This window comes from Shewanella mesophila, from assembly GCF_019457515.1.
GTDB lineage: Bacteria > Pseudomonadota > Gammaproteobacteria > Enterobacterales > Shewanellaceae > Shewanella > Shewanella mesophila.
In genome coordinates, this window is record NZ_CP080421.1 from 3,709,126 (window position 1) to 3,733,153 (window position 24,028).

The window sequence follows — 24,028 nt, forward strand, 5'->3', positions numbered from 1 at the left end:
GTAATCGCTCTCAGTTCAGTAATCACAACCAGTTATGACCAGAAGCCCCCAGAACATCTCTCAGAGGGCTTACAGCAGCGAAATTATCTATTGAATGTAATGGCGTTGTTGCCTAAATCGAAGGAACCATTTGGGCACTCTGTGATCTGATCTTGTAAGTACCGATACGAGACAGGCTACATGGGCAAATCTAAGCGTAAAATAATTAACTGGAAACAGTACAACCAAGCATTAGTCAATCGAGGTTCGGTCACTTTTTGGTTGGATGAATCAGCCATCAATGCTTGGCACTGCAAAGCCCATCACGGCGGTCGTGATAGAGGCTTTCAATTCAGTGATACAACGATTGAAACTGCCCTAATGCTCAAAGGTGTATTTAAGTTGTCACTGCGGGCAACTGAAGGCTTCATAAATTCTCTGTTTCGACTGATGGATGTACCATTAGCGGCACCGGATTACACTTGTATAAGCAAACGGGCAAAGACTGTTGAGGTTAAGTATCGTAACCCCTGTCGAGGCCCCGTTACTCATCTTGTCGTCAATTCAACAGGATTGAAAGTTTACGGTGAAGGTGAATGGAAAACCCGCTAGCAAGGTAAGGAACGGCGTCGCACGTAGCGTAAGTTACATCTCGCGATTGGCACAGAGACTCACGAAGTCGTATCAGCCGAAGTTAGCTTCGATAATGTGGCTGATAGCAAGGTATTACCGACAATGCTCAACCCGCTTCGCCGAAAGGTTAATCAAGTCTCAGACGGTGGTACATACGACACAATAGAGTATCACCAATTGCTTCGACGTAATGGTTCAAAACCCACCACTCCACCGCGTTCAAACGTAGGATACTGGGAGGCGGGCACCCGAGAAATGGAGCCGTTAAAGCGCTCAAAATGAATCAATTAGCACAATGGAAACAGAGCAATAATTACCACGTCAGGTCACTATCAGATACAACGATGTATCGATATAAGCAGTTGATTAGTCCTAAAGTTAGCCTTGTGATTACAACGCTCAGAGCGGCGAAACTTCAACTGGTATCAAAGCGAAGAACAAAGTCATAAAACCAAAAATACCTATTAGGAAACAAGCTGCCCAACTAGGTACAACCCTTGGGGCAAGAGTGTCTAGGGCCATGATTTGATCAATAACGCCCTTTTATCGATAAAAACCAATCTGAGACACAGAATTACCAGGAAAATTTGTTTAACTTAATGAGGGAATGTTAAAAATCAAACAACAGAAACTTTTACTCTCTCCCCTATGAATATTGATAAACTCGATTATCAGTCACTGATCATTTTCGAATCGATCAGTCGTCACTTGAATGCAGGTCTGGTCGCCAACGAGCTGGGGACGAGTATCTCATCGGTCAGCCGTCACCTAGGCATACTCCGAGACATTTTTAAAGATGTGCTCTTTATCCGTCGTGCACAAGGTTTTGTGTTATCTGACAAAGCCATACAACTACTACCCTATATCAAGCAATTACTTCATGATTATCAAGTTATCAAACATAATCATATTCATTTTAATCCGCTCACCGCTAGGGGACACTTCAAGATATACGCCTACAACGAGTTCACCTATGTGATCAACAAGGTGATTCATCACTATATATTGCCTCTTGCACCTAATTTAAACTTCGAGGTACGTACCCTTTCCAGCGATTGCAGTCGTGCGATAGAACATGGTGAAATAGATTTCGCGGTGGTTTATGAAAACTTTAAAGATCACAAAATCATCAGTGAGATGTTTTCACCCACCGAAAAGCTTTTTTTAATAGCCAAAGAAGATCATGCTGTATTTGGGGAGGCGTTTACCATAGAAAACTTATGCCAATATGATTATTTTGCCTTGGATAATTATAATGACCTAAATCAGCCCTTAATAGAACAACTCGCCAAACAGCAAGGGATAGCAGTCAATGTCATAGGCGCGACGGACAATATCGCCGCACTGAGCCGCCATATTCTCGATGGACGCGCCATCTCCATGAGCTGTAACGTATTCACCCGAGAGTTTTACTCTTTAATCAAGGGAATACAAACGGCCACCCTCCCGAGTGAGCTAACCGAGCGATTACTCAAACAGATCACTGTCGGACGCACGATCGGCAACTACCTCATCTACTCGGAGATCAACCAATCTCCCACCCACCATTGGCTGAAACAGCAATTATTTAAGCACTTAAGCGATGAGTGGACTTTAGCGATGAAGCACTAAAAGAAAAAACTCTATTTATCAAAAGAGCGGATAAATAGAGTATCAAGGTAAAACCTTTGTCGCTAAGACAGGAGGGGGGGGGGCAAAAGTGTCCTATCTGCAAGATTGACAACAAAGATAAGCCTAGAAAAAGAGCACATCTAATCTGAACTTAGCAAATAGGAGCGTCGTCTCAATAGAGACGACGCTCCTATTGCTTTTACACCTTACGAATCGCCACTGGCACCCCATGTCTCGCTGTCGAACCAAAGGTTCTGTCGCGATAGAGACTCGCGCCTTTGCGGCTTGGATCCACTACGTTGAAGGGATTAGGACAAACTCCCGTACCTCTCGATGGAATCCCAGGGACTAACTGACCATCGAGCTCTAGATCGCTGGCGCCGAAGCACCAGTGGCCATAGCCCATGCCCACCACTATGGTATTACGAGCCACCGTCTTATCAGCCTGCACTATCCCCTCGATATGTTTCCCTTTGGGAGATAGCACCTGCGCCCTATCGCCATTCTTGATATCGAACTTGGCGGCATCATCCTCATGCAGATGAATATAGTTAGTCTCACCCAGTGCCGTGATCCGTGGCAGGGTTACAGAATAAGGGCTGCGAAGATGCAGCTTGAAGGTAGAAAGGTTAAAAGGAAACTCTTTCACCTTCCACACCTCACGCACCGCCGAACCATCCCAGAAGCGATCCACATCGTAGACGGGTTGGCCGTCGTGGTACTTACCACTATAAGAGTCTTTCACCCGTGCAAGCGACTCGTTGTACACCTGGAACTGAGTGTCCATGCGCATCATGGGATTAAAAAACTCACCTTGGTAGCGCTCATCCACCCGCTCGTAACGACCACCACGGGTAAGCATGTAGGCGGTTGGTCCCACCTCCTCTGGCTTGAGTCTAGCCTTAAACAGTGGCAGCACGCGATCCACGCTGGTAAAGGCGATATCCTCTTCAGTAGGCGATGGCAGCACAGAGCCTGTATGGGCAATATTGGCAAACAGGGGCACATAGAAATCTGCCGGCGTATGAATAGGGAAATCACGTCCCTCGGCCCCCTTAAACGCCTTGTCACCAAAGCCTGGCAGACCTATTGCCTTACTGATATCGATCAGGAACTGTTCCATGTTGACCTCATGCCCTTGGGCGGTCTTGACGTTACGCGACGCCACCACAGGGACACAGGCCACATCACCAATAAATTCACTCCCCCACATGCGTGAGTTAGCCCACTGCTCATACTGCAGTGAGTCTGGCACTATGTAGTCGGCAAAGACATTGGTCTCGTTGATGTAGGGATCCAGTGCGATGATCAGCCCTAGTTGCTTCGGATCTTTTATGCTTTCCTCTACCTGATCTTGCAAACCAGAGCAGCCATAGATGGGGTTGGTCGCCCAGGTGATCCACGCCTTGAACTGGAAAGGATTCTTGTTGGCATGGGCCACCAGCAGCTCGCCGCTGTTATCCTGTACAAAAGTGTTGTTCCATGGCTGATCCGCAGGGTAAGGATCTAGCCCCTTGGCCAGTTTCTGCTGGTATTCATGGCTCTGTTCATAGTCGCCAGAACGCTCAGCGTTAAAGCCGGTCAATGTCGTATGCTTAAAATCCATTAGGTTATACAGAGGACCATCGTAGATGTCATACATGGCGGCGTAGCCCACGCCCCCCATATGCATCATGCCCCCCTTGGCGTTATGAGCACCCACCAAGGTAGCCAACATGATCATGGCAAAGGCGAATTGTCCGCCGTCCGAAGCATTACAACCAGTATTGGTCTCGATTGCCACACTACGACCATGAGAGGTAAATTCCTTGGCCAGCGCCTCTATCTTAGCCACAGAGATGCCACAGCGTTCGGAGAGTTGGCGCATAGAGGTCTCGTTGACCCGCTGTTTAAGCAGTGAGAAGGCGGTCTCGACTTGCAACTCGCCCCCGTTGCCAATCGACAGTTTGCCCTTGTAGAAGAGCTCGGCAGGTTGATCGCTCTCACCTGTCACCAGCTGACCCGTGGCCTTGTCGATCACCATCTTGACCTCGGCCTCGCCCAGGCCACAGGCTTCGGCTGTAAGGAACTGGTTATACAAAGGATGACCATGCTCTTTGACCACCAGATAGGTGGCATTGGTGTAGTTGATCTCACCAATTGCATCTGCGCAGGCCTGACTCGGCGCTTCCAAATAGGCACGGCGATAGCGATCATGGTTGATGATGTACTGCATCATGGCAAACATCAACGCGGTATCGCCACCCGAAATAATGGGCAACCACTCACCTTGGTTATTGTCCACCTCAGAGGTTAAGGAACGCAATATAGGATCGATAACCACATACTTAAAATCAGGGCGATCGCTACGGGCCTTAGCCAGACGGCGAGAGCCCACATTGAGCCCATTACCACTCAGCCCAGGATTCGTGCCGATGAAAATAGCAAACTTGGTCTCTTCATAATCCACCTGGGGCAAGGCCATTTCGTCGACAGCGTCAAAACAGCCCAAAGCACAACCCGCCACCTGTTGGTGGCCACAGTAGGAGTCTTTATTGCCTATATTAGGCGTGCCCCAGGATTCCTTGACAAAGCGGTGTAAAAAATCGGCCCGAGCACCCTGCTCTGAAGATGTGGAGACCAGTAACTGATTTTTCGCCGGACCGAAATCGGGATAATGAGGATTAGCTAACGCAGGGTTATCATGAATAGCCCTGAGTCCTTCAATCTTGCCCTCTCCGAACAGATCGCCGCCCTCGATCACCTCTTTAAGCAGCTGCTCGTAGGAGATACTCTTCCAGCGATTCTCACCGCGCTTACCCACCCGCTTAAGACACTGGGTGATACGGTGCTTGTCATCAAACGCATCGGGCACGGCATTACCGCGTCCACACAAGGTGGCGCGATTGCTCTGGTTCTGACCGCTGACCGCAGATAGCTGTAACATTGCCTCCTTAGGCGGCGTCTCCATGGTAAAGGGCTGACCGGCATTATTGGTCAAGGTATAGGGGTTCCCGACGGCGCGCAGCACCCTATCAGTCTTGTTATCTATGCTGACCCGAGCACCGCAGACGTTGAAACAACCGAAACACTTCGAGAAAGCGAAACGCTGCTCAGGATTTTCCACCAGTTGCTTGTCCTGATCAAAATAGTAATCAGGCGTCAACGACGTCGGAGCATAACGGCTGATCTCGGCATCGCTAATCTCAGTCTTTGTCGCGGCTTTGGCGTCCAACACACCAGTTGTCATCATGGCGGTAACAGACCCCGCCTTTAAAAAATCTCTACGATCCATGCTGTTACCTCTGCCAAGTTTGAGGAGAATTGATGCTGTAAGCTGTGTCGCTTTCGTTTTGGGTCAAGCCGATATAAAACACATTAGGGGATGTCTGCTTACCTGCCTGCAACACCAGCGGTCTATGTTGATGTATTAGTTTGGAGACTTCACTCTCGGGATCATTAATATCCCCAAAGACACGTGCGCCGCCAGTACAGGTCTCGACACAGGCAGGCAGCAGCCCACGACTAGTTCGCTGAATACAGAAGTTGCATTTATCTATTGTGCCCGTATCCGAGTGAATAAAGCGCACTCCATCGTAAGGACAAGCCTGGATACAATAGCTACAGCCGATACATAGCTCTGAGTCCACGACGACTATCCCGTCCTGCTCACGCTTAAAAGTGGCGCCCGTCGGACAGACAGAGACGCAAGAAGGCTTATCGCAATTGTTGCAGAGGATAGGCATATTAAACACATACTGCTTACCCTCTAGTTCCACACTGTGTTGTGGAACCTGAGTTCTGTGCTCATCTGGCAAGTTACCATTTTCTATTCCACAGGAGACCACACAGGCCTTACAACCATTGCAGCGCCCGAGATCGATCACCATAGCCAGACGCTTTTTACCCTGACGACGAATGTCGGCGATCACCGCCTCGGCTGGAATAAACATCATGCCTGTGGTTGCAATAGCACCACCAGCCAGGAGTTTGAGTGTTCTTCTTCTATCTAACATCTTTAACTCCTAATAATATTGATCGGCTAACAAGCTCGAATAACGTAAACACTTCACTCATAGACATTCCTTATTATTCTACTTATCTCTTTATTTCAGCCGATTAGTTTATAGGCGTTAACTAAAGAAATTCAGAGATGATATATAAATGGCCAAACATATTTTAAATTCACATTTGCCACCATTAAAATCATACAAACAAAAGCAAAATAAATAGGGAGCCAGATCACACTAAAAACCAATAACAAAAATCAATAACAACAACATGAAGGAAGTAGTTATTTTTACTTTATAAAAAATAGGTTTACCAAAATCACCAAAATAAGACACTCAAAGCGATACTACACAAGATTAGAATAAATGCACATCAAACAACAACTTAACAAGGCATCAATTACAAGCACAATACATTACCCTCTCCTAACAAGTGAAAATCTTATTTTTACAAAAACAGAAAAAAGCCACTGACTCACAAATAAAAGATATTTAAACAACTAGCAATTATTTTATTTAAATATATTCATTACAATCTAAACACCACAACATATGTGGCAAAAAAAGTATTTAAACAGATTTAATTAAAATTTATTAGAACAAACTAAAAAATAATTTAAGGGTTGATAATGAATAAGATAATACTCACCTCATGCGCTTTAGCTATCGCCTGCACCCTAAGCCAACCGCTGGCAGCAGAAGAAAGTCAATTCGCCGCATCGGGCGTACTCATGGGACTAAGTAATTACCTGTGGCGCGGCCAGACCATCAGTGACGACAAGCCCACACTGCAGGGCGATCTTATGGTGGAACATGAAAGTGGCTTCTATCTGGGCACTTCCTTCGAGACCTATCGATATGAAGATGAAGGTAACATTTTAAAGGACTATGAAATCGACTATTACGGAGGCTACTACCAGATGATCAACGAAGATCTGGGCCTGGGCTTCAATGCGATGAAATATACCTATGGGGCGGGTGGCTACACAGTCGAATACACAGCCAGCCTCGACTATAAGGCATTTAACCTTATGGTAAGCTACGACCAAGACGTAGAAGCATGGTATACAGAGATCAACTACGGCTTCGACCTGTTTAACGAGAGTCAATTAGTTGCCCACGCAGGCCTGTTCACCGATGCGGAAAACTATGAATATCTTAACAAGGGTAAGGTAGCCGACACCATTTATGATTTGGGGCTGCGCTATCGCTACCCACTCTTATCTCAGCTCGATCTGATGTTAGAGGCCAGCTATCAGGAGTTCGAGCACGATCACTATATGATTGGTCTAGGTTATAACTTTTAATCACCTGTAGATTAGGCAAACAGAAACAAAAATGGAGCGTCTATGGCGCTCCAGCTACTTAGGCTATAAGAGGGACTGCTGTATCATATGAGAGACAATCTGCAATATTGACAAATTTCAGGCATAAAAAAACCTGCTTTAAGCAGGTTCCATTCTTAGGGATTGCATTTTGTCAGTCACAACTTGGTACAGATGGCGAGACTTGAACTCGCACGACCGTTAGGCCACTAGCACCTGAAGCTAGCGTGTCTACCAATTCCACCACATCTGCAAATTTTTGATATAAAAAAACCTGCTCTAAGGCAGGCTTTCTCTCTCTAAAGAGAGTAGCTCTTAAAGAGCAATTTTTGATAATGGTACCGAAGGACGGACTTGAACCGTCACTCCCGAAGGAAACGGATTTTGAATCCGTCGTGTCTACCAATTCCACCACTCCGGCATTATCAAATAGACTATGCTAAGTGGTTACCCTTAGCTAGTGAACCGAATTATACCTTTGGTTTAACTAATGGCAAGCCTTTTGAAGCTTTCACTTTATCAAATGAACAAAATTCCGTCTAACTGGTTCAATCACAGCTAACGCTTATACCAAGCACGACTCAATTCGATATCTCGATCACAAATTGAGTACCCATATTTAACAAAAGTATCGAATTGACAGCGTTACTTGATCGAGATCAGCATTGGCAACATCCATTCGCGCTAATTTAGCTCTGACATCAGTATAAACATCTGCGAAAGAGGACTTCTCAAATGGCATTTTGGTTAGATTTAATGTTTGGTAACCCCATTGGTTTAATGTCTATGATCGTTATTTTCACAACCATCGGAATAATGTCATATCTCATGTGGCTGTTTATATCGAAATCAAAACCAGAATAGATAGAGCCTACAGGCTCAGTGTGAATACACTTTTCTAATGCGAATGGGGGCTTATGCCCCCTCTTTTTGTCTATGTTTTCCCATTATTGGATCATGCAGCGTGCTTGCGGCTCGGAACCACACTATGAATAAAGTGAGGCCTAGCCTTAATCAATAACTGCATCTGTTCTTGGTTAGGCTCACCTGGTGGTAAACGCAGCACTTGTCGATTTAGGTAGCGTCTTGCCGCCATAGAAATTTTATAGTCAGCCGTCGGTCCGTGGATAGCATAATGCTTCTTGTTACCTAGATATTCCAAGATATTAGTTTCAAGTAAGCTTTTCACCGCAGCTTCATTTTCAGGCAAAGTTAATACGGCTTCCCCTTGCAAGAAAAACTCGCGCAGCAAGGCTCTCTCGATTGGATCGAGCAATAGTACTTTGTTCTCTATCGTCTCGACGGTGCGCTTACTCCGTAAGTAATGAATCGCTTCATCAAGAAAGTAGTTAGCAATTTTCATCAATAAATATGCTGCGCCTATAATCAGTCCAAGTCCGATAAAGTGGGCATATTGATTAACTACACTATCTAACTTTAGCGCCCCAAGCAGCGAAACTGGTGCGAAAAGTAATGCGGAGCTAACCAATGTAAGCCACAACATAAGATTAAAAACCATTTGTTTTGGCGCTGCATGTTTAAACAGAGTCAGATTCAGCTTGTCCATCTCGATACCTAGTGTCAAAAATCCGCAGATACTTAGTCACTTGCAAATATAGTGCCAAAGAAAACACCACAAGAAAGACTTAACAAACATTACTTTGTGACTATTTTTATCAACTAGATCATGCAGAAAATAAGATCGAGACTATGCTTAAAGCTATCCCTTTCCTCTGCAAGCGATGAGCTAGAGCATCATCGTATCGATAGCATATAAAGGTAAGCGAACTTTTCAATGCCAAATATGACAAAGCAACTACTCAAAAGCCCGATAGGCAGAAAGCTCACTCTGTCTATTATCCTTTTTAGTTCGTTAATCACCTTACTAACGACAGGTTATCAACTGGTCAATGACTATCGCAGCGACGTCAATAGAATTTCAAATCAATTCGAGAGCATTGAAAAAGTGAACCTCGACGTCATGGCCGCAAGCATCTGGGTTATTGACGAACGCCTTATTAACACCCAAATCAATGGTTTGATTCAATTGCCCGATATTACTTATATCGCTATTTATGATGATAGCGGTCAGCAATGGCAAGCGGGGATAGCAACACCGAAAAACACCATCGAAAAATCTTTTCCACTAACCTACGTCTCGGGCGAGCAGAATATCAATGTCGGCACACTCACGGTACAAGCCGATTTGAGTGTGGTATATGAGAAGCTACTCGATCGGGCGATCATTATTCTACTATCCAACGCAGTTAAGACCTTCATTGTTGCAGGTTTCATTTTGTTTTTAGTGTGGTTTTTGGTTACTCGTCATCTTCACAAACTCAGTGAGTATAGCCAAAACATAGATTTAGACAGTGATTTTGAACCCTTGGTTTTCGTCAAAAATAGCCATAAAAATGATGAATTTTGGTTAGTGGCTGAAGCCATTAACCAAATGCAACGACAGCTTAGAACATCTTTTGACGATATAAAGAGGTCAAAAATTGAACTTCAAGAAGCCCTTGAAGACAGAGAAAGACTACTCGAACTTGAGCGAAGCTATAAAGATGAACTCGCACGACAAGTCAAAGAGAGAACCGCCGAACTAGAGCAGTCGCTATTGGTATTAAAGCGGGCACAGGAAGTATTAGTCGAGCAGGAGAAAATGGCGGCCTTAGGAGGGTTAGTTTCTGGAGTGGCCCATGAGATCAATACCCCAATAGGTATCTGTCTTACTGCGGCAAGCACTCAACTGACCCATATCGAAGAGTTGATTAAGTTAATTCACAGTGAGAATGCCACACTCGAAGAGATCAATAGCATCTTAGTGGAATACCAACAGAGCTGTGAATTGATCATCAATAATATCTCTCGTGCCAGCAGTTTAATTCAAAAATTTAAAACCATTGCCGCAGAGCAAAGCCAGGAAGAGAAGCGCTGCATCAACGTGCAACAAGGACTGATAGAGCATCATGAATCAATGAAATTTATCTATGGTACTCAACTTGTTAACGTCGACTATCATCTTGATCCCAACTTAACTATCTGGACTAACCTAAGCCTGTTTAAGCAGATCATTACCAACCTGTTTTCAAATGCCTATGCCCATGGCTTCAAAAATAGAACCAATGGCAGACTACGCATAGATGCCAATGTTGATAACCAGCTTCTTACCATAAGAATTCAGGATGATGGTGAAGGAATAAGCCCTGAGGCTGCCTCCCATATATTTGAGCCATTTTATACCACGACCCGTTCACAGGGTGGCACAGGGCTTGGGTTATCGGCAGCATTCAACGCGGCTACTTTGTTGAATGGAACAATGCGTTATCAGCCAGAATGTGAACTGGGCGGCGCTTGTTTCGAAGTCAGCTTTCCCGTCGAAGTCGTTGAAGTTGACTCTCCAGAGTTCGTCTCAGCCAATAGCCTTTAATTTCCAACCAGATCCTAACGATATTGCCTTGCCGTTAGCTTACAGATCTCAACAATCACCTCGGTTGCTTTTACCATTGACTCCAAACAAATGAACTCATGTTTACCATGGAAATTATGTCCACCAGTGAACAAGTTTGGGCAAGGTAATCCCATATATGACAGGCGACTACCATCGGTAGCACCACGAATAGGATCGACAATCGGTTCGACATCAATATTCAACATTGCCTGCTTAGCGATGTCGATAACATGAGGATAAGGTATCAGTTGCTCACGCATATTGTAGTAACTATCGGTGATCACAATACTCAAGGTTCCCTGCTGAAGCGCTTCGTTATATTGCTCGACCTTTTCTGTTAACCAATGCTTTCGCTGCTCAAAAGCATCTAGCTCAAAATCACGGATCAAGTAGGTTAATTGTGCTTTTTCGGTAACCCCTGCCATCTCAATCAGATGATAAAAACCCTCATAGCCACGGCTTTTTTCTGGCGTATCCCCCACAGGCATCTGTGCATGGAAATTGGCGGCGATAGTCTGAGCATTGACCATCACCCCAAATGCGGTACCTGGATGACAGTTATTCCCCTGCGCGGTAATAACCGCATGTGCGCCATTAAAGTTTTCATACTCCAAATGGCCAATGGCTCCGCCATCTACGGTATAAGCCCATTGAGAGTTAAAGCCTTCAACATCAAAATGATCCGCCCCTCGCCCAATCTCCTCGTCGGGAGTAAAACAGAGGTGAATATCACCGTGAGTAGCACCAGCTTCATTCTTGAGTACGCTAAGTGCGGTAATAATTTCTGCAATTCCGGCTTTATCATCGGCGCCAAGCAGGCTACTGCCATCGGTCGTAATAAGGGTTTGGCCAATATAATGCGCTAATTCAGGAAACTCCTCAGGAGATAAGGATTCATTTGCCCCTAGAGGGATGACGTGACCATCATAATCTTCGATGATTTGTGGCTTCACACTCTTACCTGAGAAATCGGGAGCGGTATCAAGATGAGCGATAAAACCGATAGCGGGTACATTAGCCACAGTCGCTGGCAATAATGCCGTTAGGTATCCCTTCTCGGAAAGCTCTACATTGCTAAAACCAAGTTTAATTAGCTCTAACTTGAGTTGATCCGCTAAAGCGAGCTGACCAAATGAACTCGGTATACTAGTGCTCGATGAATTGGATTGGGTGTCAAACTGAACATAACGCAAAAAACGATTAAGAAGAGCTTGTTTCATGACCAAAGACCTGCAAGAAAAGTCACATGAGTCTAACAAGCCCCATCAAGTTGTCTTTAGACCTTGATCAATTTTTGGCAATATTTAGCTTTGGTTAGCTTTGGCGGCGAGCTTATTAAGCACTCGACTAACGGCAACAAAGCCAAAGGTTCCAGTGACTACCGTTACCGCGCCAAATCCCGACGCACAGTCCATACGCATACTTCCCTCTGCAGTCGCCTTTACATTACATACGCTACCATCGGACTGGGGATAAACTAACTGCTCAGTCGAAAATACCGCTTCTATGCTAAAGCGACGTTGCACATTCTTCGAAAAATTATATTCACGTCTAAGTAGATTTCTAACCTTAGCAAGCAAGGGATCTTGATAGGTCTTAGCTAAGTCCGCTACCTGTACTTGAGTCGGATCGGTTTGGCCTCCAGCACCACCAACCGTCACAATCGGCAGCTTCTGGCGTTTACACCAAGCGATTAAAGCAGTCTTAGGCTTGACTGCATCGATACAGTCAACAACATAATCGAGACTTCCACCCAACTTCTTACCACTAAAGTAATCGCCCAAGTTATCTGTGGTAATAAAATCTTCGACTTCATTAACCTTACAGTCAGGATTGATCTGGCGGATCCGCTCGGCCATCACCTCAACTTTAGACTCACCAATCGTTTGTTTAAGCGCGTGTAATTGTCGGTTGGTATTCGTGACACAAATATCGTCGAGATCGATGAGTGTGATCTCGCCAATCCCACTTCGAGCAAGTGATTCCGCAGCCCAAGTGCCTACGCCACCAATGCCCACAACAGCAACGTGAGACTGAGCAAATTGATGTAACGCCCTCACCCCATAAAGACGACCTATTCCAGCAAATCGGTTTAAGTACGTATCGGATAACGTTGGCTGGCTCAAATTGTGCTCCACAGGCAATGGGATAAAGGCGCTGATTTTATCCTAATCATCCATAAAGCCAAAATAAAAATACCCGCAACAAGTGTTAACCAAACGGAAAAACCAACAGACATAGGCAATGGTGATGTGAAAGATGTAAAAATAAATATTAAACCAATGATTTTAAATGTAAAAAACAATAATCGATATCACGGCAATTCACCGAAACGTGATCGAGATCTCCTAGTAAAAATCTAGAAACATGCAAATATCTCCCCAAGATACAAAAGCTTACCTAACAAGAAATAAACGCTCTGATAAAAGAGCATCAACGCCACAGGAAGATAACAATGAAGAAGACTGTTCTATCCGTAACTATCGTATCTGCACTTGCTGCGACCTCTTTTACTGCATTAGCCGATGGGCCAAACTTCTATGGACGTGCCGATCTTGCTTTTACTAACTCAGATCTTGGCGTAGCAACTCAAAGCCAGAAAGATGGCACTATCATTGAGAATAACTTTTCTTGGCTCGGCGTAAAGGGCACAGAAAAACTCAGTGATGATATTGAAGTGGTTTACCAAATGGAGTTTGGCGTAAGCAACTTCGATAACTCCAACGCAACCTTTGCAGCGCGTAACACCTTTTTAGGATTGAGATCAGCCGCAGCAGGTACATTCTTGGTTGGTCGTAATGATACTGTGTTTAAAGCTGCTGAAGGTGGATTTGACCTCTTTGGTAACACTAACTCAGATATAGACTTACTTGCCGCAGGTCAATCACGGAGTGCCGATGGTATCACCTATTACTCACCGAAAATTGCAGATCTGGTCACCTTTAATGCTACTTACTTAATTGAAGACAACTATGTAAAATATGATGGTGATGAGCGTATTGATGCTGGCAACATGTATGCCCTTAGCGCAACCTTAGGTGACAAGGCATTAAAGACACAAAATTACTTCGTCTCTGCTGCATATAACGACAGTATTGATAGCGTTAAAGCCTACCGTGGTGTTGCCCAAGTCAAACTTGGCAGCGTTCTCTTAGGAGCTTTCTACCAAAATAGTGAACATGTCGATGATAAATACGCCAACTTAGAGGGTGACACTTTCTTCGTCAACGCAGCCTATGTTATGGACAATATCAAATTCAAAGTAAGCTATGGTCAAGATGACTCTGGTCTAGGTAAATACGTGAGTCGCTTCGTCGGTAATAACGATGGCACTGGCATGGAAACCGTTTCCGATGTGGATCTTAAGCAAATCAGTGTTGGTGCAGACTACCGCTTCAGTAAAAACACCTTACTTTATGGTCACTACACTAAATACGATGGTGACATGCTGCTCGGTGGCGTAACACAAGATTTAGGAGACGACATAATAACACTAGGTATGCGTTTCGATTTCTAAATCAGTTTTATGAAAGAATCAGCCAAGCGACCTCCGAGTCGCTTTTTTGTGACATCAATCACACACATACTGTAAACCCCTCTCTCATCTGCACATTATCTATACATTTCAATGCATTTATTAGCAAACAAACTACAATTTTAGCGTCTACTTATTAAGCTTGTATTCAATTTGACTTTCAACTTGAACTACCTCTTTATAAGTAGATGAAAAGCCATGATTTTACAAATTTAGTATTAATTTTGTACAGAGCATTCGAATTGTTCACAAATTAGCTTTAAACCTAACGTGAATAGATAGAAATTTGATCTACACCACAATCTTAATGACATAAAACTGTAAACTTCTGGCCAACTTTGTTACGAGAATGGACGCTTGGAACAAATTATAGAAACTATGTTAATAACCATTAAAAAATGGAAAAGAACTCAGTTCTTGGGAGCACAACAAATGAAAAAATCTCTAATCTCTGCATCAGTTGCATCTGTACTTACTCTAGCTTCATTCGGTGCGCTAGCCGATGGTCCTAACTTCTACGGACGTTTAGACCTAACTGTGACAAACTCTGACACAGGTGTAACGACACAAGAAGGTAAAAGTGGTACCGTTTTAGAAAATAACTTCTCACACGTTGGTGTTAAAGGTAGCGAAAAGATTTCTGATGGAATCGACGTTATCTACCAAATGGAATTCCAAGTAGAAAACACTTCTTCAAATAAAGACGTATTTAAAGCGCGTAACACTTTCCTAGGTCTTAAGAGCGCCGCCGGTACCCTGCTTGTTGGTCGTAACGACACTGTTTTCAAACAGGCTGAAGGTGGTATCGATCTATTCGGTAACTCAAACGCCGATATCGACCGTCTAGTGGGTGCTCAAACTCGTTCTGCTGATGGTATCTGGTACTACTCACCAAAAATGGCCGATCTAGTGACTGTCAACGCAACTTACTTGATGACAGATAACAATCAAGCTGGTGTTGAGGATGCAGATGACCAATATGCACTAAGCGCCACTTTAGGTGACAAGAAGTTTAAAGCACAAAACTACTATGTCGCTGTTGCTTATAACAAAGGTATCGCTGGTATTGACGCATACCGTGGTGTTGCTCAAGTTAAATTGGGTGATTTCAAAGTTGGTGGTCTATACCAAAATTCAGAAAGCGTTGCAGACGGCTCTGAAGACAACAACACTTATTTCGTTAACGTAGCTTACAACCTAAACGGCGTAAATCTAAAAGCTGAGTATGGCGTAGATGAAGCTGGTTTCGGTAAGTACTCTAAGCTAGCTCCACAAGGTTCTGACATCAATGTAACGCAAATCACTGTTGGTGCTGACTACCGCGTAGCGAAATCAACCCTAGTATACGGCCACTATGCTATGCTTGACGGCGACTACAAAGTTGCTGGTCTAAAAACAGACCTAGAAGATGATAACGTATTCACCGTTGGTGTTCGTTACGACTTCTAATCATCTGGGCCTCAGGCTCTAGTATGATAAAAGGCGACCTTAGGTCGCCTTTTTTATTGCCCTGAAGAGCGAGGAATACCAATAGTTCAAACCCTCGCTGTCGGCAACACGAGTTAACCTCTACGGGTCAATCGATAGACAGATTCAGTCAACCAAGGAACTTGCTTTTTCACAAATCTTGGATTGTCCGCCAGCACGTCCTCGGTATGTAGCAACTCAATCTCAAAATGCTCACTCATATGATCCATAACCCAATCGTTAGATACGGCAAATGGCGGACCATTAAGCGTCTCTTGAGGATAATCTAGAGTAATAAGTAAACCTAGGCTCTTAGGGGGAAGTAATTTAGCTAACTGCAGCACATATTGACGGCGCATCTCATCAGGCCATGCAATGAGTGCAGCCCGATCGTAAAAGGCCGAAATACCTTCCAATAGGTGGGCCGGTAAGGTGAAGAGGTCGCCCTGATAAATAGCGACTTGTTCCGTGCGATACAGAGTATGATCCGTTAGCGCTTGGGCATCGACATCAAGTTGATTGTCAGAAAAAAACTGCTCCACCGCGGTTTGGCTAAGCTCACAACCGACAACGTCTAACCCCCGCTCTGCAAGAAAACAGATATCTAAACTCTTGCCACATAGCGGAACAAAAACTTTGGCACCAGTGGTGACATTGAGTGCATCCCAGTTATCCACCAATAATGGATTAACCTCACCAAGATGAAACCCTATCTGCTGCGACGCCCATTTTTCATGCCAAAAACTTGGTTGCATATCTCACTCCATTTAACCCCAAGACGGTAAATATCTACCGTACTCTAATGATTAGTGAAACTAGATGCAAAATATCTTATGCAAACAACAACCCATCTTACTACTGAGGATTTAATACTTTCTGCACTCGCCTAAGCCAAACACAATTTTCACATTCGCAGTTACGCCTTGATAGATGATGTGGCGTGAGACTCGAATCGATAAAATCAACCGCGATGAGCAGTTGCTGCCTTAACTCTTGTACCGATTTACGTTCAACGGCGACTAACTCGTCATTGTGGTTCATCCAAATACATTCCATCCCTTGGTGGCAGTGGATACATTGGGGATCTGTGCTATTAAAGAAACCTGCATGGGGACAAAACTTCAGTTCCATCGACTGCACGATACGTTTTCTAGGATATTCCAACAGCTCAATTAATAGGGCTTTGTCCGGTTCCGTCATCACACCCTCCTCACTCATCGGGTATTACTCTTTATTTAGAGGCTTAAGTTTATATTAGCTTCAGGTTACCTTTATGTGTATGTAGCAGGATTGATGTAGGTCAACATCTACAGCGAAAATATCGGTTAGGGCTCACAGTGATGGAAAATCTAGCTATTGTGCACTAGACCTTGTTCTTGCTATAAAAACATATCGATTTGCAAAGATGTCACTCATGCCTAATTCAAGCAATCCAACACCAGAGTTGCAGCATTTTTATATCTCAGAAGAGCAATCAATTTATCTATTGAAGGCCGATGATGCGCGTAAACACAGAGCATGGATTCGTTTGTGTAAACAGCAATTAACTAAGCTGGGCTACAGCGACATTGAGTTAGTCGGTAAAGGTGCTTATGGCTTTGTATTTGCTGGAGTAGATAAGCAGCATAATGCCCATGTATTTAAATTCTCTCGACTAACGTTACCGCAACATATTCAGGATCGCTTAGAAGAGGAAGCCTTCATGCTCTCTCAGGTGATCCACCCCAATGTGCCACCCGTCATTAAATTCGAGCACGTAGGGAAACAAGGTATTTTAGTCATGGCTAGAGCGCCTGGGGAGGATCTAGACAAGCTTTGTAAGCGTCTTGGCGCGCTCCCAGTAGATATAGTTGTTAGTATCGCCCGTCAACTCGCTCATATATTGCATTATCTGCACAATGGTCGTCCATTAGTGCACGGCGACATTAAGCCATCCAACCTTGTCTACGATATGAAGACCAATCATCTCTCCTTGATCGACTGGGGATCAGCCGTTTTTGCCCAGCGGGATGGCAATGGCAATCCGGTCAATGGCAATGTCATGGATCTGCTATCGAGCGATCAACAACATACCAACGCCCGCATGGGGGATGTCTATTTTATTGGCGACGAGCAGCTCAATGGCGCGCTCTCAAGCCCAAGGTTTGATGAACAAGGCGCGGCAGCGACCCTATATGCATTGGCGTCGGGTCAAGCAAGTCGCTTTGGCAGCAAGGTGATCCCAGCTACTAGCATAGGCTTACCCATTGAGCTAGCAAAAACCTTAGATGGGATGCTAAGTGATGACCCTATTACTCGAAATAGGGCTGGCGATTATTTTCTTAAAAGCATGGCTCACAGCCATAGACTGTATCTCCCTGAATTACCCAAGCCACCGCTACTAGCGGAGATCCCTGTATGGGAACTCACTCGCAGTAAAGACGTTGAAACCGTGACTTACAGTTCCCGTAAGTCTTTTCTGAAAGAGCACAATGCAGATGATCCCATTGCCAAAATGGACGATCTACAACTGGAAAAATATTACCGCAACTTTATGGCAGGCATGGGAGATACAGAGAAGGGCTTCATCGCCGCTGTCGGTCGTGTGGGCCAATATTCGATTGTGGGTGGACTGGCAATTCATTGGCAGGAATCTGGCGTATTTATCGACTCAAACCTAGCGACTTACAATAGCGAAGAGAAACCTGCTTTAGTGCTCGCGGTGAACAACATGGTGACCTTGGCCAGAGGAATTCGCCGCATCGGTGTATTTAAAGCCTGCTTCTTTAATGCAAGAGACACATTGCATTTAGAGCGAGAGGATACCAGCCAACCTTTTAAACCGAGTCCAGCGCTGCAACTGCCTTTCGAAGTGGGTGATGTTCCATCGCTGGAAGACAAGTCGAGATTACACTCTTACTTCGAAGATGGGCGGGATCCCGATGAAAATCTCGAGCTGCCAAAAGAGATCATGACCGAGCTGGGTTGGATAAACCAGATCCATCATACTGGATGTATCATTTTCGAAGTGTTACCCAAGCATATGAAGATCCATAGTTACCTCAGGCTTCTGAACCCCAGAAAACAGGCCGCGTTTCGCGCCAGTCTCGATCGTATTCTAAGCCACGTAGGTAAGATACAGGGAAAGGGCGTGTCGGGCTTTATGAAGCTGCCATACAAAAATACGCGCCGCTTCAATCATATAGATAAAAAGCCTGACTTTTTCTATCCGAAGAATCCCAAAGCCGTTAAACATGAAACTTAAGCTTTAGGATCCTGTTTGTCGTCTAGCTGATGTGACTCATCTTTTTTTTCCGATGGGTCTGGCTTGCGTTCAAAGTCACCATCGAAGGTATTACCATCATCACGTTTAAAAGGACCATCGCCAAATGGCGAACGACCGTCTTGTGTCCCAAAACCACCAGGACCAAAACCAGCTTGAAAACCACCTTGACGACTCACCCTTAGTTGCATGCGCTTGTACAAGAAGCCTGCAACAGGAATTCGAGTTATCGGGGTTAACAGCAATAAGCCGATAAAATCAGTTACAAAGCCAGGAATAAGTAACAGCAATCCAGCTACAGCCAACATCATGCCTTCGACAATCTCTTGTCCAGGCGCTTCACCTCGAGCCAACTTTTGCTGCACCTGCATTAAGGTACTGATACCTTGGCTACGCACCAAAGAGACCCCAACCACAGCAGTAAACAGTACTAGACCAACGGTCGTCCAACTCCCTAGCGACTCGCCAACACGGATCAGTACATTCAATTCAATAACGGGCACGAGCACAAAAACAATTAATAGAATAAAAAACACACTGACCTCGCAAAAGAAAATTTTTCTTAGTTCATTGAAAACTAAATGGGGGCAATCTGGTCTACTTTCAAGCTAGCCGATAAAAACCACGGTTTCAACTCGGCTTAGTTAACTTGGATAAGCTCACTATTTTAGTAATAGCTTAATGCAAGACACAGGTAAAAGACGTAAAGTATCCCACATCACTCGTACCCTATGAGTCTGATAGTGATGAGTTTACACTCTTTGACTTAAAACAGCTTTAAAACCCTATGCGAGAAAGACTATCGACACCATGGATGACAACTATTTGCTGGTCATTACAAGCTGCCCTGATAAAGAGATTGCAGCTAGTATTGCGCGGGCCGTAGTCAACGCTAAACTTGCGGCGTGCGTACAAATATCATCGCCTGTGACCTCTGTTTACTCATGGCAGGGTGAGCTATGCCAAGAGCAAGAGTTTTCATTGCAGATCAAGTGTCATAGTCAGAATTATAATGAGCTCGCCAAACTGATACTCTCCATACATCCCTATGATGTGCCGGAGCTTATCGCCTTGGAAATCGCTAACGGCTCTTCTGCTTATTTAGATTGGATAAAAGAAACCACACAAATATGAAAAAAATACTGTTCCTTTTTCTCTCGTCACTGTTATTACTTGCCCCCGCGGTTCAAAGTGAAGGCATTTTCAGCAGTAATAAATTTGGCTTTCTAAAAGATGAGCCTAAGCTGATGCCCGTCGATCAAGCTTTTGTATTCGACTTTAAACAAGAGGGTGAGCAAGTTAAAGTCAGCTGGGTTATTGCCGATGGCTACTACATGTATCGCGATAAGCTCAAATTTGAAGCAGACGGCGCGACACTAGGCGAAATACACTTGCCCCGCGGCAAGGCCCATAGCGATGACTACTTTGGCGAGCAAGAGGTCTATTACTCTTATGTTGAAGTTCCTATCGCTATCAAACAAGCCTCTAGTGAAGGTACGCTGAAAGTTACTTTCATGGGCTGTGCCGAGGGTAAGCTCTGTTATCCGCCAACCAAGCGCAGCGCTATCTTAGCTGAAGTTGCAGCAAACGACGGCGTACTGCCAGCAACGGAGGCTAACGCCAACCAAAGTTCATCTGCCACGTCATCTGCCGAGCAAATGACGACTACACCGATCACTGAGCAAGACTCCCTGAGTCAAATGTTGGCTGGTGACAGCCTATTATGGACCTTAGTTATTTTCTTTGGCTTAGGTATCGGTCTCGCCTTGACTCCCTGTGTATTCCCTATGTATCCAATTTTATCTGGGATTATTGTCGGCCAAGGGGAAAAACTCTCGACTCGCAAAGCATTTACCCTCTCAATGGTTTATGTCCAAGGTATGGCTATTACCTACTCCCTACTTGGGTTAGTGGTGGCCTCTGCGGGAATGAAGTACCAAGCTGCACTGCAACACCCTGCTGTACTCGTGGTACTGGCTATTTTGTTCTTCGTGCTCAGCTTATCTATGTTTGGTCTTTATGACTTAAAACTGCCCTCTAGCTGGCAAGAGAAGATGAATCGCTTCTCAAACAACCAGAAGGGCGGCAATATCGCGGGTGTGTTTATCATGGGGATAATCTCTGGCTTAGTCGCCTCTCCATGCACCACAGCGCCGCTTTCAGGCGCCCTTGTCTACGTGGCACAAACTGGCGACTTAGTGCAAGGGTTCTTAGCGCTCTACGTCCTCAGTATGGGGATGGGATTACCTTTATTAATCATAGGTTCATCTGGCGGTAAGCTGTTACCTAGAGCTGGCGCATGGATGGATATCATCAAAACCGTGTTCGGTTTCCTATTAATCGCGGTATCGATTGTGATGCTAGGCCGTATCTGGACAGGTTTGGTCTCAGATCTACTCTGGGCTTTATGGGGTGTAGCGCTTGCTGGATACCTAATGCACCAGAATAAGCAGACTGAGTTTAACTGGAAACAGACCGTTCGCTCTGTGTCACTCTTGCTGATTCTACTAGCTAGCTTCTCCTATGGCTTTCAGGCTGTGATGAATAGCTTAGGGTTTCAATCTCACCCCCTAAGTAGTGAGAATCACGGCGTAACTCACAAGACCATTAAGTCTGTTGCCGATCTCAAGGCTGAGGTCGCTGCCGCAAAAGCACAAGGCAGGCCTGTGATGTTAGATCTCTATGCCGATTGGTGCGTTGCTTGTAAAGAGTTTGAAAACATCACCTTTAAAGATCCGGCGGTTCAACAACGTCTATCACAGATAACTTTTTTACAAGCTGATGTGACCAAGAGTGATGCGATTGATGTAGAACTGCTCGAACAATACGATGTATTAGGACTGCCCACACTGCTCATGTTTGATGCAAACGGTGAACTTCGCGATGAACTCAGGGTAACAGGCTTTATGAAACCCGAAGCCTTTGCCGCCCATTTGGATCTATTGCTCGCTAAATAGCTCAGAACTAAAACATTTAATTAAGCCTCCTTCGGGAGGCTTTTTTATTACAGGCTTATCTTAACCCCGACGGTAAAGGTATTATTTACCCCCGATATTTTCATTTATAGTTAACAAAAATCTTATACAATAAGAGATAGTTAAGGTCACACTATCCCCCTATTCCGAAGGAGTCACATGGAACCCGCCATCCTCATCATCACTTTAGCCTGCGGAATGTTGGTTAGTCGTATCGGATTACCACCGCTGATTGGCTATTTAGTCGCGGGGTTTGTGTTATTTCTTTTTGGGATAAAAGAGGAAAGTCTGCCACTATTGGAGCAGTTAGCCAATCTCGGGGTAACATTGCTCTTGTTCGCTATTGGCTTAAAGCTAGATATTAAAAGCTTACTCAAAGCCGAGGTATGGGCGGGATCGAGTCTACACCTCATAGGGTCGATACTTTTCTTAGTGCCGCTTCTAAAGCTACTAGGACTGTTAGGCCTTGAGCAGCTCAGTGGCCTCGAATGGGACCAATTGGCCCTATTGGCCTTTGCATTGAGTTTTTCCAGTACGATTTTCGCGGTCAAAGTGCTCGAAGATAAAGGTGATATGCAATCACTTTATGGTCGGGTCGCTATTGGTATCTTGATCATGCAAGATATCTTTGCGGTACTCTTCTTGACCATATCGAAAGGCGATATTCCCTCTATTTGGGCACTGAGCTTGTTACTCCTCCCCTTTGCTAAACCCCTTATTTACAAGGCGTTCGACCGTGTCGGTCATGGTGAGCTACTGGTATTATTTGGCCTGGTTATGGCCTTAGTGGTCGGTGCAGGCTTGTTCGAGCTAGTCGGCTTAAAGCCCGATCTAGGGGCTTTGATTGTCGGTATCTTACTCGCAGGACATCCGAAATCATCGGAGCTTGCTAAGTCACTATTTTATTTCAAAGAGCTATTCTTAGTCGCCTTCTTCTTAACGGTCGGCCTCAATGGGTTACCTAGTTTCTCAGATATAGGACTCGCGGCCCTGCTGGTGCTCGTGGTCCCCATAAAAATTGTGTTGTTCTTATATCTACTAACCTACTTTAAACTGCGTTCGCGTACCTCATTAATGACCTCTTTTAATTTGGGTAACTACAGTGAATTCGGCCTTATCGTCGCTGCCGTAGCCATTAGCAAAGGTTGGCTGCCTGCGCAGTGGATGATCATTTTAGCCGTGGCATTAAGCCTTAGCTTTTTGCTCGCGGCCCCACTCAACACGGCTGCAAATAGGTTATACCAACGTTTTCAACCCGGACTTCGCAAACTAGAACGTCATCCGCTACATCCAGAGGACCGCCAGATCCCTGTAGGTAACCCACGTTTTCTTATCTTAGGTATGGGGCGAATTGGTAGCGGCGCCTATGATGAACTGGCCAATAAATTCAGTGGCGAAATTTTAGGTATTGAGCATAAACAGGAGTTAGTCGATTTCCACAGAAGCGAAGGGCGTACAGTTGTTAAAGGGGATGCGTCCGATACTGACTTTTGGGAGAAACTGGATCACGCTCCAAATCTAGAGTTAGTACTACTCGCTATGCCGCATCACGTAGGGAATCTATTTGCGGTTGAGCAACTTAAACGATTAAATTACCAAGGTAAGTTGAGCGCTATTGTGCAATATAGCGAAGATGCTGTGCAGCTTAAAGAATCTGGCGTTCATAGCGTGTTTAACCTCTATGAAGCTGCTGGTGCCGGTTTCGTTGATCATGTCATCCAAGAGCTTGAGTCGGGTAGACAGCACGAAGCCGATATCAATATCGATGAGCAGACTAATCTCAGCTAACTCATAAGATAAA

18 protein-coding genes, 2 tRNA genes and 1 pseudogene are annotated in these 24,028 nt (G+C 44.8%); 11 read left to right on the forward strand and 10 right to left on the reverse strand.

What is annotated here, in order from left to right; genetic code table 11:
- The first annotated feature begins 180 nt into the window (after positions 1–180).
- Both K0I73_RS16360 and K0I73_RS16365 read left to right on the forward strand, forming a co-directional pair.
- Positions 181–1,141 (forward strand): annotated as a pseudogene (locus K0I73_RS16360) (IS5 family transposase).
- A gap of 119 nt (positions 1,142–1,260) precedes the next feature.
- Complete coding sequence (locus K0I73_RS16365) at positions 1,261–2,223, forward strand: LysR family transcriptional regulator (RefSeq protein WP_220062101.1); 963 nt, start codon at positions 1,261–1,263, stop codon at positions 2,221–2,223.
- A gap of 199 nt (positions 2,224–2,422) precedes the next feature.
- On the opposite strand, the gene K0I73_RS16370 is transcribed toward K0I73_RS16365, so the two are convergent.
- Both K0I73_RS16370 and dsrO read right to left on the reverse strand, forming a co-directional pair.
- The gene (locus K0I73_RS16370; RefSeq protein ID WP_220062102.1) at positions 2,423–5,497 is read right to left on the reverse strand and encodes a molybdopterin-dependent oxidoreductase; all 3,075 of its coding nucleotides are present in this window, start codon (positions 5,495–5,497) and stop codon (positions 2,423–2,425) included.
- A gap of 4 nt (positions 5,498–5,501) precedes the next feature.
- A complete protein-coding gene (gene dsrO, locus K0I73_RS16375; protein WP_220062103.1) occupies positions 5,502–6,218 on the reverse strand; it encodes a sulfate reduction electron transfer complex DsrMKJOP subunit DsrO in 717 nt (238 codons plus the stop codon).
- 623 nt (positions 6,219–6,841) lie between these two features.
- Between dsrO and K0I73_RS16380 the strand changes: the two genes are divergently transcribed.
- Positions 6,842–7,519: a TorF family putative porin gene (locus K0I73_RS16380; RefSeq protein WP_220062104.1), complete on the forward strand. Its 678-nt coding sequence runs from the start codon at positions 6,842–6,844 to the stop codon at positions 7,517–7,519.
- A 184-nt stretch (positions 7,520–7,703) separates the two neighbouring features.
- Here K0I73_RS16380 and K0I73_RS16385 read toward each other — a convergent pair.
- Both K0I73_RS16385 and K0I73_RS16390 read right to left on the reverse strand, forming a co-directional pair.
- Positions 7,704–7,790, reverse strand: a tRNA-Leu gene (locus tag K0I73_RS16385).
- Between the two features lie 83 nt (positions 7,791–7,873).
- Positions 7,874–7,958: transfer RNA gene (locus K0I73_RS16390), tRNA-Leu, on the reverse strand.
- A 314-nt stretch (positions 7,959–8,272) separates the two neighbouring features.
- On the opposite strand from K0I73_RS16390, the gene K0I73_RS16395 reads away from it, so the two are divergent.
- The gene (locus K0I73_RS16395) at positions 8,273–8,401 is read left to right on the forward strand and encodes a DUF3149 domain-containing protein (protein ID WP_081730679.1); all 129 of its coding nucleotides are present in this window, start codon (positions 8,273–8,275) and stop codon (positions 8,399–8,401) included.
- 91 nt (positions 8,402–8,492) lie between these two features.
- On the opposite strand, the gene K0I73_RS16400 is transcribed toward K0I73_RS16395, so the two are convergent.
- Positions 8,493–9,104 carry a superinfection exclusion B family protein gene (locus K0I73_RS16400; protein ID WP_220062105.1) on the reverse strand — a complete coding sequence of 204 codons (612 nt, stop codon included), beginning with the start codon at positions 9,102–9,104 and terminating at the stop codon, positions 8,493–8,495.
- 228 nt (positions 9,105–9,332) lie between these two features.
- Between K0I73_RS16400 and K0I73_RS16405 the strand changes: the two genes are divergently transcribed.
- Positions 9,333–10,967 (forward strand): sensor histidine kinase, encoded by a 1,635-nt coding sequence (locus K0I73_RS16405; RefSeq protein ID WP_220062106.1) that lies wholly within the window; start codon positions 9,333–9,335, stop codon positions 10,965–10,967.
- A gap of 14 nt (positions 10,968–10,981) precedes the next feature.
- On the opposite strand, the gene pepT is transcribed toward K0I73_RS16405, so the two are convergent.
- Positions 10,982–12,208: a peptidase T gene (gene pepT / locus K0I73_RS16410; RefSeq protein WP_220062107.1), complete on the reverse strand. Its 1,227-nt coding sequence runs from the start codon at positions 12,206–12,208 to the stop codon at positions 10,982–10,984.
- Between the two features lie 84 nt (positions 12,209–12,292).
- Positions 12,293–13,114: a tRNA cyclic N6-threonylcarbamoyladenosine(37) synthase TcdA gene (tcdA, locus tag K0I73_RS16415; RefSeq protein ID WP_220062108.1), complete on the reverse strand. Its 822-nt coding sequence runs from the start codon at positions 13,112–13,114 to the stop codon at positions 12,293–12,295.
- A gap of 329 nt (positions 13,115–13,443) precedes the next feature.
- Between tcdA and K0I73_RS16420 the strand changes: the two genes are divergently transcribed.
- Together K0I73_RS16420 and K0I73_RS16425 are read left to right on the forward strand one after the other, a co-directional pair.
- Complete coding sequence (locus K0I73_RS16420) at positions 13,444–14,505, forward strand: porin (RefSeq protein ID WP_220062109.1); 1,062 nt, start codon at positions 13,444–13,446, stop codon at positions 14,503–14,505.
- A gap of 450 nt (positions 14,506–14,955) precedes the next feature.
- The gene (locus K0I73_RS16425; protein WP_220062110.1) at positions 14,956–15,972 is read left to right on the forward strand and encodes a porin; all 1,017 of its coding nucleotides are present in this window, start codon (positions 14,956–14,958) and stop codon (positions 15,970–15,972) included.
- A 113-nt stretch (positions 15,973–16,085) separates the two neighbouring features.
- Here K0I73_RS16425 and K0I73_RS16430 read toward each other — a convergent pair whose 3' ends face one another.
- Both K0I73_RS16430 and K0I73_RS16435 read right to left on the reverse strand, forming a co-directional pair.
- On the reverse strand, positions 16,086–16,745 hold the full coding sequence (locus K0I73_RS16430) for a thiopurine S-methyltransferase (RefSeq protein ID WP_220062111.1): 660 nt from the start codon (positions 16,743–16,745) through the stop codon (positions 16,086–16,088).
- Positions 16,746–16,845: 100 nt separating this feature from the next.
- On the reverse strand, positions 16,846–17,190 hold the full coding sequence (locus K0I73_RS16435) for a hypothetical protein (RefSeq protein ID WP_220062112.1): 345 nt from the start codon (positions 17,188–17,190) through the stop codon (positions 16,846–16,848).
- 214 nt (positions 17,191–17,404) lie between these two features.
- Here K0I73_RS16435 and K0I73_RS16440 point away from each other — a divergent pair, with 214 nt between their 5' ends.
- Positions 17,405–19,234 (forward strand): protein kinase domain-containing protein, encoded by a 1,830-nt coding sequence (locus K0I73_RS16440; protein WP_220062113.1) that lies wholly within the window; start codon positions 17,405–17,407, stop codon positions 19,232–19,234.
- Here the strand turns inward: K0I73_RS16440 and K0I73_RS16445 are convergent.
- Entirely contained in the window at positions 19,231–19,788 is a 558-nt protein-coding gene (locus tag K0I73_RS16445; RefSeq protein ID WP_220062114.1) for an FxsA family protein, read from the reverse strand. The two genes, K0I73_RS16440 and K0I73_RS16445, sit on opposite strands and share 4 nt — an antisense overlap.
- Positions 19,789–20,062: 274 nt before the next feature.
- Between K0I73_RS16445 and cutA the strand changes: the two genes are divergently transcribed.
- The 3 genes from cutA to K0I73_RS16460 all read left to right on the forward strand — a co-directional run bounded on the left by cutA (position 20,063) and on the right by K0I73_RS16460 (position 24,015).
- A complete protein-coding gene (gene cutA / locus K0I73_RS16450; RefSeq protein WP_220062115.1) occupies positions 20,063–20,386 on the forward strand; it encodes a divalent-cation tolerance protein CutA in 324 nt (107 codons plus the stop codon).
- A complete protein-coding gene (locus tag K0I73_RS16455) occupies positions 20,383–22,209 on the forward strand; it encodes a protein-disulfide reductase DsbD (protein ID WP_220062116.1) in 1,827 nt (608 codons plus the stop codon). Before cutA ends, K0I73_RS16455 begins: the two co-directional genes overlap by 4 nt.
- Before the next feature lie 177 nt (positions 22,210–22,386).
- Positions 22,387–24,015, forward strand: a complete 1,629-nt coding sequence (locus tag K0I73_RS16460; RefSeq protein WP_220062117.1) for a cation:proton antiporter family protein — start codon at positions 22,387–22,389, stop codon at positions 24,013–24,015.
- The last annotated feature ends 13 nt before the right edge of the window (positions 24,016–24,028 follow it).

Bases quoted from the DNA above. Each gene is read 5' to 3' on its own strand.
- K0I73_RS16380 (WP_220062104.1), top strand. From the start codon at position 6,842: ATGAATAAGATAATACTCACCTCATGCGCTTTAGCTATCGCCTGCACC.
- K0I73_RS16425 (WP_220062110.1), top strand. From the start codon at position 14,956: ATGAAAAAATCTCTAATCTCTGCATCAGTTGCATCTGTACTTACTCTA.
- pepT (WP_220062107.1), bottom strand. From the start codon at position 12,208: ATGAAACAAGCTCTTCTTAATCGTTTTTTGCGTTATGTTCAGTTTGAC.
- K0I73_RS16460 (WP_220062117.1), top strand. From the start codon at position 22,387: ATGGAACCCGCCATCCTCATCATCACTTTAGCCTGCGGAATGTTGGTT.
- K0I73_RS16370 (WP_220062102.1), bottom strand. From the start codon at position 5,497: ATGGATCGTAGAGATTTTTTAAAGGCGGGGTCTGTTACCGCCATGATG.
- K0I73_RS16400 (WP_220062105.1), bottom strand. From the start codon at position 9,104: ATGGACAAGCTGAATCTGACTCTGTTTAAACATGCAGCGCCAAAACAA.
- K0I73_RS16455 (WP_220062116.1), top strand. From the start codon at position 20,383: ATGAAAAAAATACTGTTCCTTTTTCTCTCGTCACTGTTATTACTTGCC.
- dsrO (WP_220062103.1), bottom strand. From the start codon at position 6,218: ATGTTAGATAGAAGAAGAACACTCAAACTCCTGGCTGGTGGTGCTATT.
- cutA (WP_220062115.1), top strand. From the start codon at position 20,063: ATGGATGACAACTATTTGCTGGTCATTACAAGCTGCCCTGATAAAGAG.
- K0I73_RS16420 (WP_220062109.1), top strand. From the start codon at position 13,444: ATGAAGAAGACTGTTCTATCCGTAACTATCGTATCTGCACTTGCTGCG.
- K0I73_RS16405 (WP_220062106.1), top strand. From the start codon at position 9,333: ATGCCAAATATGACAAAGCAACTACTCAAAAGCCCGATAGGCAGAAAG.
- K0I73_RS16430 (WP_220062111.1), bottom strand. From the start codon at position 16,745: ATGCAACCAAGTTTTTGGCATGAAAAATGGGCGTCGCAGCAGATAGGG.
- K0I73_RS16395 (WP_081730679.1), top strand. From the start codon at position 8,273: ATGGCATTTTGGTTAGATTTAATGTTTGGTAACCCCATTGGTTTAATG.
- K0I73_RS16365 (WP_220062101.1), top strand. From the start codon at position 1,261: ATGAATATTGATAAACTCGATTATCAGTCACTGATCATTTTCGAATCG.
- K0I73_RS16435 (WP_220062112.1), bottom strand. From the start codon at position 17,190: ATGACGGAACCGGACAAAGCCCTATTAATTGAGCTGTTGGAATATCCT.
- K0I73_RS16440 (WP_220062113.1), top strand. From the start codon at position 17,405: ATGCCTAATTCAAGCAATCCAACACCAGAGTTGCAGCATTTTTATATC.